This is a genomic window from Salinactinospora qingdaonensis (assembly GCF_039539445.1).
GTDB classification, from domain to species: Bacteria; Actinomycetota; Actinomycetes; order Streptosporangiales; family Streptosporangiaceae; genus Salinactinospora; species Salinactinospora qingdaonensis.
Window position 1 is genome coordinate 1 of record NZ_BAABDD010000043.1, and the last position, 10,950, is coordinate 10,950.

9 protein-coding genes are annotated in these 10,950 nt (G+C 68.8%); 3 read left to right on the forward strand and 6 right to left on the reverse strand.

Annotation, left to right across the window (positions count from 1 at the left end):
* Positions 1 to 397: 397 nt before the first annotated feature.
* The 5 genes from ABD848_RS23295 to ABD848_RS23315 all read right to left on the reverse strand — a co-directional run bounded on the left by ABD848_RS23295 (position 398) and on the right by ABD848_RS23315 (position 4,739).
* Positions 398 to 1,123, reverse strand: coding sequence for a twin-arginine translocation signal domain-containing protein (locus tag ABD848_RS23295; protein ID WP_344976738.1), 726 nt, complete (start codon positions 1,121 to 1,123; stop codon positions 398 to 400).
* Positions 1,120 to 2,013: an ABC transporter ATP-binding protein gene (locus ABD848_RS23300; protein WP_344976740.1), complete on the reverse strand. Its 894-nt coding sequence runs from the start codon at positions 2,011 to 2,013 to the stop codon at positions 1,120 to 1,122. The genes ABD848_RS23295 and ABD848_RS23300 overlap by 4 nt, the downstream gene beginning before the upstream one ends.
* Positions 2,010 to 2,402 (reverse strand): GntR family transcriptional regulator, encoded by a 393-nt coding sequence (locus tag ABD848_RS23305; RefSeq protein WP_344976743.1) that lies wholly within the window; start codon positions 2,400 to 2,402, stop codon positions 2,010 to 2,012. The genes ABD848_RS23300 and ABD848_RS23305 overlap by 4 nt, the downstream gene beginning before the upstream one ends.
* 254 nt (positions 2,403 to 2,656) lie before the next feature.
* Positions 2,657 to 3,439, reverse strand: coding sequence for a DUF4389 domain-containing protein (locus tag ABD848_RS23310; protein ID WP_344976746.1), 783 nt, complete (start codon positions 3,437 to 3,439; stop codon positions 2,657 to 2,659).
* Between the two features lie 124 nt (positions 3,440 to 3,563).
* Positions 3,564 to 4,739, reverse strand: coding sequence for a methyltransferase domain-containing protein (locus ABD848_RS23315; protein ID WP_344976749.1), 1,176 nt, complete (start codon positions 4,737 to 4,739; stop codon positions 3,564 to 3,566).
* A 720-nt stretch (positions 4,740 to 5,459) separates the two neighbouring features.
* Here ABD848_RS23315 and ABD848_RS23320 point away from each other — a divergent pair.
* Together ABD848_RS23320 and ABD848_RS23325 are read left to right on the forward strand one after the other, a co-directional pair.
* The gene (locus ABD848_RS23320; RefSeq protein WP_344976752.1) at positions 5,460 to 6,164 is read left to right on the forward strand and encodes an SOS response-associated peptidase; all 705 of its coding nucleotides are present in this window, start codon (positions 5,460 to 5,462) and stop codon (positions 6,162 to 6,164) included.
* A gap of 129 nt (positions 6,165 to 6,293) precedes the next feature.
* On the forward strand, positions 6,294 to 6,926 hold the full coding sequence (locus ABD848_RS23325; protein ID WP_344976755.1) for an HNH endonuclease family protein: 633 nt from the start codon (positions 6,294 to 6,296) through the stop codon (positions 6,924 to 6,926).
* A 179-nt stretch (positions 6,927 to 7,105) separates the two neighbouring features.
* On the opposite strand, the gene ABD848_RS23330 is transcribed toward ABD848_RS23325, so the two are convergent.
* Positions 7,106 to 9,571 carry a beta-glucosidase H gene (locus ABD848_RS23330; protein ID WP_344976758.1) on the reverse strand — a complete coding sequence of 822 codons (2,466 nt, stop codon included), beginning with the start codon at positions 9,569 to 9,571 and terminating at the stop codon, positions 7,106 to 7,108.
* A 276-nt stretch (positions 9,572 to 9,847) separates the two neighbouring features.
* On the opposite strand from ABD848_RS23330, the gene ABD848_RS23335 reads away from it, so the two are divergent.
* Positions 9,848 to 10,447 (forward strand): TetR/AcrR family transcriptional regulator, encoded by a 600-nt coding sequence (locus tag ABD848_RS23335; protein ID WP_344976761.1) that lies wholly within the window; start codon positions 9,848 to 9,850, stop codon positions 10,445 to 10,447.
* Positions 10,448 to 10,950: the final 503 nt, after the last annotated feature.

Genomic DNA, 10,950 nt, shown 5'->3' on the forward strand with positions numbered 1-10,950 from the left:
GCCACAACCAGGCCCTACTCTGCCTGGCACGCAGACGCTGCGACGTGTTGTTCGCGATGCTGCGTGACGGCACGTTCTACCAACCACCCACCGCTCTCGCGGCTTGACAAACCCATAGAAGCACCCCACCACCACCAGCAGCACCCGGCACAACAGCGATGTGTCAAAGGCACAGCGCCCCCGTCAAAGCTGCCGAGATCGCGAAGCGATCGAGGCACGAGCGAACGACGAACACCCCCACACGCCCCCGACACACACCCACCTACACCCCACCCCCGGCGTGACAACCCCATAGAAGCACCCCCCACAGGCTGCCGAGATCGCGAAGCGATCGAGGCACGAGCGAACGACGAACACCCCCACACGCCCCCACCCCAGCCGTTCGAAAAACAACAACCTAGAGGCGGATAGGGATGTCGCGGGTGAGCAGATAGTTCACAGCCCAGGCCAGCAGGAGCGTGGCGGCACTGAGCGGGAGACCGTAGCCGAAAGCCAGAGCGCCGACGTCGAGCAGTTGAAGGGAGCCTGCCTCATCCGGTATGGGGTTCCACAGCGACAGTTCGGCCACCAGCAGCGGCAGCAGGGCCACCGGCAACACGAGCAGCCCCCGCCATACACCGAAGCGGTAGAAACCGGCGCCCATCAGCGCACCCACGAACAGCGCGGCGACGTAGCCGAGGAGGGCATTGGCCGCGATCAGGCTCCCGGTCACGGCGTCGAGGCTCGCCGTCTCCCCCATAGGAGAAACCAGGAGGGAGAGTTCCTCCGGCCTGAGCATCGGGGAGTAGAGGGCTAGGGCGACGGCGACGACCAACAGGGTCCCCACGGCGGCCACGACCGCCACCGCCGTGGCGGCGGTGAGGAACTGCCGCCGCGTAACCCCCTGCATGACGTAGCGCTTCAAAAAGAACGTGGTCAGCAGTACCCCGATTGTGAAGCAGACCCACATGGGGTTGTGTACGAACCACATCAGCAGGTTGTCGCCGATCGCCGCCGGCCGCACAGCGGTGAAGACGATCATGTTGACCGCTCCCATGAAGACGACATAGCCCATGGGCAGCAGCGCGAGCCAGAGCAACCTACGGAAGACGAGCCGCTCCGGACGTATCGGTGGGGTGGTCATCGACTGCCCTCCAACTCCTTGGTTAGGTGGACGAACAGGTCCTGCAACGCGACGGGCCCCAGTTCCAGGCCAGCCGCGTGGGCGCGCTCGCGCTCACGGTCGTCGAGGGGGCCGTAGACCGTGGTGGCCTTGGTCTGACCGAGTCGCTGCTCGCCGAGCACAGTCATGCCCGCGGTGAAATCGTCGACCGCCTCGGCCGGGCCGGTGCACACCGCCCCTTGAGAGCGCAGCGTTTCGGCGTCCTCGTGCAGCACCAGGCGCCCCCGGTCGATGATCACGACCTCCTCCAGCAGCGAGCCGATCTCCTCGATCAGGTGCGTGGACAGGATGATCGTGCGGGGGGTGGCCATGTAGTCGTCGAGGAGTTCCTCGTAGAAGGCGTAGCGGGCGTGAGCGTCCATCCCCAGATATGACTCGTCGAAGAGAGTCACCGGCGCCCGCGCGGCCAGTCCGATCGTCACATTCAACGCCGAGCGCATGCCCAAGGACAGCGAGCTGAGGCGTTTGTCCAGGGGAAGGCCGAAGCGCTCGAGCAGGTGTTGAGCGTAGTCGCGGTCCCATCGCGGCCGGGTGGCCGCGGCCAGGTCCAACGCGGTTCGTACGCGTGTGCTGTCCGCGGAGTCCGAGGCTCCCTTACCGGCGGCGGGGATGAAGCACACCCGCGGCATGACGCGCGGGTTCTCGAAGGGCGCCTCACCGCCGATCGTCACCGACCCGCCCGGGGCCGGCCGCAGCGAGGCCAGCACTGACAACAGGCTGGTCTTGCCGGAGCCGTTGCGCCCCAGCAGGCCACAAATCTTGCCACCGCTGAGCGAGAAGGTGAGGTCGCGCAGCGCGGTCGTCTTGCCGTAGCGCAGGTGGAGGTTGTGGACCTCGATTCCCGGGCTCACCGTTGCCCCCCGTTCTCCGCGTCTCCCGCGCTCTGCGCGTGCTGGATGTAGTGGACGATGTCGGCCAGCGGCACCCCGATCACCTTGGCTTCGGCCACCATCTGGTCCACGACGTCGGTGAAGAAGCGGGCGCGTCGCTGCTCACGCAGCCGGTCGCGCGCGTCGGGGCTGACGAACATGCCCACTCCGCGCTTTTTGTACAGGATCTGCTCGTCGACCAATTGCTGGAATCCCTTCGCGGCGGTAGCTGGGTTGATCCGGTAAAAGGCGGCGTATTGGTTGGTGGACATGACCTGGGTGTTCTCCGGCAACACACCGTTGAGGATGTCGGCTTTGATCTGCTCGGCGATCTGTCTGTAGATCGGGCTGCGCTCATCGAACAACCGCACACCCCCTTAGCTCGTCGGTTCATTACTCGACTAGTGAACCACAGGACCAATAGGGTGGCAAGAGTGGCCGTCCCCGGCAGCGGAGTCCCAGAGCAGGAGACAGCGAGACCGCGAGGGGCGCCCATGGCCGGTGCCATCGGCACGCGACGCGCCGCCGGCGGACCTAGGGCCACGGCGCGTGACCGCCCGCGAGAGGCCATGCCACACACGTCGGCGCCGCCCCGTGTGGGACGGCGCCGACGAACGAGTGGACCTCAGGCGGAGGAGTGGTCCGCCCCTGGTGCCGCCGGAGGCGTCGTGTCGCTACCGGACTCCGGGGAGGCTGCCTGGTCCGGGCCGGCCGGCTCACGCCCGCCCTGCTCCAGCCGGAAGGGTGGGTAGGTGTCGGTCATGAGGGTGGCGTAGGCGACGACCCGCAGCGCCCACCGATGCAGGCCCACGATGAGGGCGAAGATGCCGCGCGGGTAGCGCCCCGTGAACAGCAGTGCGATGGCGACGAAGAAGACCAACAGCCCGATCAGCCCGGCGCCGTAGGACATCGACCACCACTCCTCCGGCGGTGCCCCGTTGAGGGGCGACCCCGGTTCGCCGGCCTGCACGAAGGTGATGCCGCCACTGGTGAAGATCGACACCACCAGGTAGTGCGGGATGGCCAGAATCCACCACTTCACCAGCACCAGACCCCGCGAGAGGCGCTGCGGATAGGCCACGTCGAGCCGGGCCGGATAGTCCACGTCGGCGGAAAGGGTGAAAGGCGGGTAGCGATCCGTGGCAAGCGCCCCGTAGGAGTAGAAGTGGACCCGCCAGCTCCACCGGATCACCCCCACGTTGAAGTCGAAGATCCCCCGCGGGTAGCGCTCGGTGACCAGGATGGCGACGAAGGCCACCACGGTCAGCACGAAGAAGGCGATCCACAGGAAGAACAAGACGATGTAGTGCGGGATGACCAGAATCCACTTCAGCAGCCACAGCCAGCGGGTCAGTCCCGGGTCGAGGTCTCCCTCGACCCGTATCGGGTAACGAGCGTCACTCGCCATGACGGCCCCTCCTCTATGACACGGCGTGGTGTCCGCACGTCCCGCTTCCCGCATTCCTGCGGGCGTATGCGCACAATGCGTAAAAATCGCTGTTCAGCATGCGTCGATGCTGGCGTCCGGTTGACTACAGGTCGTAGGCCTCGCCGAGCGGCGCCAGCACGTTGCCCGGATCGTCGCACCACAGTCGCTGCTGCCCGTCGACGGTCACGGTCAGCCCTAGCCGGTTGCGAGGCGGACCGCCCGCCCGCCACCACGCCTGATAGGCACGCTCCACCTCAGACCACAGGTCCCGGGGACCGTACCGGCCGACCGCGTACTTACCGGCCCCCGGGACGTAGTCCACGGCCGCCCACGAGCCTTCGGCATCGTAGACCCACACGGTGAACTCCTCTGTGTCGCCCTTGGGAACGGCGACGACCCGGTAGAGCTTGGGGACGAGGGTGCCAAGCACGAGCGCCTGCCCGCTTCCGGGTTCGGCGAGCAGCGCCCGAGGGTCGAGAGACGTCGTTCCGGGGTCCAGGTCGGCGGAGAAGTCGATGTGATCCGACCAGGTGCCCCGGTACGACCGTTGCCCGCGCAGCCAGATGAAGGCGGCCGAACCGATGATGCGGCCGTGGGCGAGGCCGTCGCCGGTGGCGGTGAGGCGCAGCAGCCAGTGGCCGCCGAAGTCGCTGCCCCAGGGAGTGACGATCACGCCGCCGGGCCGGGTCTGGGCGATCCATGCGCCGGGGACGTGTTTGGCCGCGACGGTGGCGAGCACGCGGTCGAAGGGAGCGTGGTCGGGGACGCCGCTCGTGCCGTCCCCCACGGCGAGTGTGGGGGTATAGCCCAAGGCGTGCAGGTTCGCCGCTCCCTGCCGGGCCAGGTCCGGATCGATCTCGATCGAGGTGACGTTGGCCGAGCCGAACCGCTCGCACAACAGTGCACAGTTGTAGCCGGTGGCGGTTCCGATCTCCAGCACGCTCATGCCGTCCTCGGCCGCCAGCGCGTGCAGCATCTGGCTCACCATCCGCGGTTGGCTCGCCGAACTTGTGGGGTACCGGCCACGGCCGTCGACGCCCTCGGCGTGACCGTCGTCGACCTGGGTCACGACCACCCGGTCGGCGTAGATACCGTCCCACCAGCGTGGATCATCTCGGCTCACAGGGGAGAGCCAGCCGTCGGAATCGTCGACCCAGACGGTCTCGGGAATGAAGCGGTGGCGGGGCACCCGCTCGACGGCCCCACGCCAAGCGGGGTCCGTCAGGTGGCCGCCGCCGGCCAGGATGTCGGCGAGGACGTATCGGCGCTGCCGGGTCATGGCCCTCACCGGCCGGGAACGGGACAGGGGACAGCGGGTGCCGCGATCGCCCGAAGCGACGGTTCACACTGCTGTGGGATGGTTCGCCCACCGGGTCTGTCGGGGAGGGGGCGGAGGGCGCGGTGATCACGCATAGCGATCTCCGGAAAAACGTAGGGGGTTATCGTACGCGCGAAATTAACCCGGTGAACGCACGGTAACACCACGTTGGCCGGAGTTGGCCAGGCTCTCCCGCGCCGGCGCGCGACAGCCCGCGGCGAACAGCGGTTCCACCGGACGAATCCCCCGTTGAGCGAGCTACCGCGGCGGGGCGGTTCCCCGGAGCGGCGATCGGCACTCGCCCGACCAGCCGGGTTTCGGCGCCACAAAACACGCCCTGAACGCGAGAACAAGACAGCGACGTGAAGGAACAGCTACAGCACTAAAAGTAATAAACCCACGAAAAGCCGCTGAAGGTGTGCCGGGGCGGGAGGCGCCGCTGCCGGGTAGGCTCGCCGACGCGGGGAAAGGCCCCGCCGCCGCCCCGCTGTCGTCGGTCTCCGACGCGCTGCGCAGGCACTCATGGGAAACCACCTACCCTGTTTCGAGACCACGCTCGGCCGAGCCGCCGCAGCGCACCCGGCAACCGCGGCTGTCCGGTGCCACGAGGGCCCGGACAGCCGGGGACACGCTGTGGACTCCCTCTTTCGCCCACACCGCCAAGAGAGCGAAACTGGCGGAATGTGCGGACGTTTCGTGAGTGCCCAAAGTGACGGCCAACTCCAGCTCCTCTTCGAAGTCGACGAGCGCGTAGGGGAGCAGCTCGCCCCCTCGTGGAACGTGGCGCCCACCCAGACGGTGCGCATCATCGTGGAGGAGACCGCAGAGGACGGGACCCCCACGCGCCAACTGCGCAACGCGCGCTGGGGCCTGCTGCCGGTGTGGGCCAAGGACCGCAAGATGGGGTCGCGGATGATCAACGCCCGCTCCGAAACCGTCACCGAGAAGCCGGCGTTTCGCGCCGCGGCGACCAAGCGCCGCTGTGTCGTGCCCGCGGACGGCTACTACGAGTGGCAGCAGGGCGAGCGCGGCAAGGTGCCCTACTACCTGCACGCCGAAGATGCCAGCACGCTGGCCTTCGCCGGACTCTACGAGCTGTGGCCCGACCCCGAAATCGCCGAGGACGACCCCGCGAAGTGGGTGTGGACGTGCACGATCCTCACCCGGCCGGCCAGCGACGCCCTGGGTCACGTCCACGACCGCACCCCGGTGATCCTGCCTTACGAGATGGTGGGCGACTGGCTCGACAAATCCACGCGGGACAAGAGCGAGGTGGCGACGCTCATCGACGCGATCCCCGAGCCGAACCTGGTGCCGCGCCAGATCGGCCGCGCGGTGGGCTCGCCGCGCAACAACCACCCCGGCCTCATCGAAGCCGCCGGGTAGAGCGCGCCGCGTAGCGGCCGACGGTCCGCTCACCGGGTCGTCACGACCGTGTCGGGATCGGGTCAGCCGGCGGACACGTAGGCGGGGAAGGCCGCCTGTGACGTCGTCTGACATCGAGGAGGCTCCCCCATGGGACACGTGCGACGCGCTGGTGTGGTCGGGACGATCAGTGCCCTCACGATCGCCGGCTTGGCCGCGCCCGCCGCCGCGTACCCGCCCCCGCCGCCCGACGAGGCGCAGGCGCGCCAGGAACTGGCGGCGCTACCCGTCACCTCCGAGGGCTCGATGAGCGGCTATGACCGCGACCTGTTCCCGCACTGGTCCAGCCAAGGCAACAACTGCGACACCCGCGAAGTCGTGCTGGAGCGCGACGGCAGCGGCGTCACCTCCGGTGGCGACTGCTACCCCGACTCCGGAAGTTGGTACAGCGTCTACGACGCGACCTGGACCTCCGAGCCCAGCGAGGTCCACATCGACCACCTCGTCCCGCTGGCCGAGGCATGGCGTTCCGGCGCCGACTCCTGGTCGACCTACCAGCGGGAGCAGTTCGCCAACGACCTCGGCAACCCGCAACTGATCGCCGTCTCCGACAACTCCAACCTGTCCAAGAGCGACAGCGACCCCGCCGAGTGGCAGCCCACCAACACCAGCGTGCGCTGCATCTACGCCCGCCAGTGGATTCACGTGAAGTACGTCTACGGCCTCTCGGTGAACTACGCCGAGGAGTCGGCCCTCGACGGCATGCTCGACTCCTACTGCTAGCCCTTTACCCCTGCCGGCGGTTGTGCTGCGAAGCTGACCGCTCGCCGTAGGTGGCGGGTCGGCCCGATCGGGCCGACCCGCCGCCCCGTGCCCGTCACCCCGGGGCGGCGGGCACGGCGGGTGGCTCAACTCCCCGGCGCAGGAAACGGGACTACGGCGGGAGAGGCGAGCCCGAGGCTCTAGCGTGTGGAGACGGTCAGGGGGGCTGTGATGGGAGTGTCGGCGTAGGAGCGGCCGATGTGGAGCCGGTACTCGCCCGGCGCCAACTGCCAGGCGCGAGCGTTGGCGTCCCAGGTCTCGGCGGCACGGCGGGGCAGGGTGACCTCGACTTGGGCGGTCTCGCCGGGGACCGCATCAACGGTGGTGAACCCGGCGAGCCACCGCACCGGCCGCTGTGGCTCGGGCTCGACGGGGCCGAGGTAGACCTGGACGACCTCGCGTCCGGTCCGCTCGCCGGTGTTGGTCAGCCGTACCTGCACCGTAGCCAATTCCGGGTCGTCGGCCGGTGCCACGGCGGCGCCGTCGTAACGCCAGCTCGTGTACCCCAACCCGTGTCCGAACCAGTAGGCGGGTGGGGCCGCAGCGCGCTCCCAAGCGCGGTAACCGATGAAGATCCCTTCCTCGTAGGGCAGGGCACCGTCAGTGGGCTCGACGGCGAGCACGGGGACGTCGCCCTCCCGGTTGGGCCAGGTAGTGGGCAGCCGCCCGCCCGGTTCGGCCGTACCCAGCAGTACATCGGCCAGCGCGTGGCCGATCTCTTGGCCGCCGAACCAGCTCAGCAGGACCGCGCTGACCTGTTCACGCCATGGCATGAGCACGGGCGAGCCGGCGTTGACCACGGCGATAGTGCGCGCGTTGGCCTCGGCGACGCGGGCGACGAGCTCGTCTTGGCGGCCCGGCAGCGCGAGGGTCTCGCGGTCGAAGCCTTCGGACTCGACTTGGGCGGTGGTCGCGGCGATCACGATGGCGACGTCAGCGTCGGCAGCGGCCTGCACCGCCTCGTCGATCATCTCCTCCTCGGAGCGCTTGGGGGTGGAGTGGCCCAGCGTGAAACCGAAGAAGGTGAAGCCGCCCATGGCCGGCGGGGAGGTGAGCCGTACCGAGACGGTGACGGGCTCGCCCGCGGTCAGCTCGACGGTGCGGCGGGTCTCGGGCGGGTTCAAAAAGGCCGCACCGGGGTCGTCACCGTCGGGGTACTGGTCGCCGTCGTGGACTGTCTCGCCGGCCACGGTGAGCCGGTAGTGGCCCGCCCCGGAGATGGCGAATTCGTGTCCGCCGGAGACGGTCGGAGTGTGGGTGGTGGTGATCTCGATCGAGGTGACCTGGCTGGGATCGACTCCCTCGGGCGGGCCGTCGGCCCAGCGGGCGGCGCCGGTGGGGATCTCCTCGGTGGCCAACGGCTGCTCGTCGGCGTCGCGGAAGACCGCGGTGAAGGGGCCTTCCAGCGCCGGGAGGGTGGTGGTGGGGTCGGTGCCCACGGCGTAGGTCAGCTCGACGTCGGCGGGTAGGGCGGCGCGCAGCCCTTCGAGGGGGGAGACCGTGTGCTCGGCGTAGACGGTAGCGCTGCCGCCGCCGCTGGTACGGGCTTCCTGGGCCGCCAGCCCGATGAGGGCGATCTTGCGCACGCGGGAGGCGTCGATGGGCAGCGCTGCGTTCTCGTTGCGCAGTAGCGTGCAGGAGCGGGCCGCCATCTCCCGGGCGATCTGGCGGCTGTCGACCTCGGCGGGCAGGGCCGCGGCGGGTACGGCGGGCTCGACACCGTCGAGGGCGCCCACCCGCGCGGCTAGGCGCAGCACGCGGCGCGCCATCTCGGTGACGGCCGCTTCGGGAACCCGGCCCTCCCGCACGGCGGCGACGAGCTTGTCCCCGTAAACCGTGTCGGGCCCGGGCATAGCCACGTCCATCCCGGCCAGGGCACAGCCCACGGTGTCACGGGCGGCCGTCCAGTCGGAGACGATGAAGCCGTCGAAGCCCCACTCGTCGCGCAGTACGGCGTTGAGTTCGGCGTGCTCGGTCATGGTGGGGCCGTTGACGGAGTTGTAGGCGGCCATGATGCCCCACGCCTGGGCGTTTTTGACGATGGCCTCGAAGGGGGCCAGGTAGAGCTCGCGCAGCGTGCGCTCGTCGACCTGAACGTCGACGGTGAACCGGTCGGTCTCAGAGTCGTTGGCGACGAAGTGCTTGACGGTGGTGGCGACCCCGCCCTCCTGCACGGCGGCAACGTAGGCGGTGCCGATCTCACCGGTGAGGTAGGGATCTTCGGAGTAGCACTCGAAGTGCCGGCCGCCGCGAGGGCTGCGGTGGAGATTGACGGTGGGGGCCAGCAGCACGTGGGCGCCCTTGCGGCGGGCTTCCTGGGCAAGCAGGTGGCCGCCGCGGCGGATCAGCTCCCGGTCCCAGGTGGCGGCCATGGCGGTGGGACTGGGCAGTTGCACCGAGGGGTCGTCGGAAGACCAGCGCTCGCCGCGGACGCCGACGGGACCGTCGGACATGACCAGGCGAGACAGTCCGATGTCGGGATTGGGGGCGATCGACCATGCGCTGGCTCCCCCCAACAGGTGGGCCTTGCCGGTGAGGTCGAGCTCGGCGAGGGCCTGCTCCACTCGCCGTTCGCGCTGGGCCTCCGCGGACTGTGGCTGTGTCATTTCACTCCTGTTCGCTGGAACTGGAACCGTTTTGACGTTGTTGTCGGGGTGCTTGTGCCAGGGCATGCCGCGTTTTCGCTGCGGTGGCCGGACGGGGGGCGACGAGTGGCAGTGGTGGAGGGCACCTGCCCATAATTTACCTACTGAGTACTCGGTAGGTATCGTAAATGGTGACTGCTGAAATGGGAAGGTTCCCAGCGCGCCGCGGTGAGCATGCGGGGCCCGCACCGCAGTGAACAGCGGTAATCTCGGGCGGACGAGCGGGAAGGGCATGAGTTGGCAAGCAACGAGGAAACCCCGCGCCGAGGTCGAGGGCGCCCACCGGGAAACCGGAGAGACGAGATCCTGCGCGCAGCGCTGGAGGTCTTCGCCGAGAGCGGTTTCAACGGCGCCTCGTTGGCCACCGTCGCCGAACGGGTCGGGCTGACCCAACAGGGGTTGCTGCACTACTTCCCGAGCAAGCAGCAGCTTCTCGTGGCGATGCTCGACAAGCGCGACGAACTCGACCGGCAGCCGCAGCGGTTCTCACCGGAGGAGCTGGTCAACGTCGTGCAGCGCAACGCCGAACGGCCCGGCATCGTGCAGGTCTACACTGTGCTGTCCGCCGAGAGCGTCACCGAGAACCATCCTGCACGCGAGCACTTCGCCGCCCGCTTCGCCGACGTTCGGCAGCGCTTCGCCGCCATCTTGCGAGAGAAGTATGGCGACCACCTCCCCGGCGGGGTGAGCGCCGACGAGGGGGCCACGCTCCTCGTGGCTGTCATGGATGGTCTGCAATTGCAGTGGCTACACGCCCCCGACGAGATCGACATGCCGGATTCGGTGGCGGCGATGCTGCGCTTGATGACCGGCGACTCTGTCCTTTCGGGGGAGTGACGCCCCGGCGCCACGCCGGCGACGCTCCGCCCCCACCGGCACCAAACCGGTGCCCGCCCACCGGCCGTCCTCGCTGCCTTCCGTTACCGCCGCTCGTCCCCGGCCAACAGCACCGACAGCGTGGGGGTTTCCCATCGCTCGTGCCTCGATCGCTGCGCGATCTCGGCAGCCAGGGGTGGACTGTGTCCGGGGCGGGCGCCACAACCTGGCGTCATCCCCAGGGAGAAAATCCTCTACCCCGCAAATGAGCTGCACCCAGGAACAGACGCCACACCCACCCCCATATTCCAAGGAGCACCCCCTCCCACCCCACAAGCGAGCCCCACCCAGGGACAGAGGCCACAACCTGGCGTCGTGTCCCGACCTAGAGCAGCATCACCCCACCCCGACAGCCACCCACGTCGCGGAGAGCGGACTACCCGCTGTCGCATCCCGACCTAGAACAGCACCACCCCACCCCGACAGCCACCCACGTCGCGGAGAGCGGACTACCCGCTGTCGCA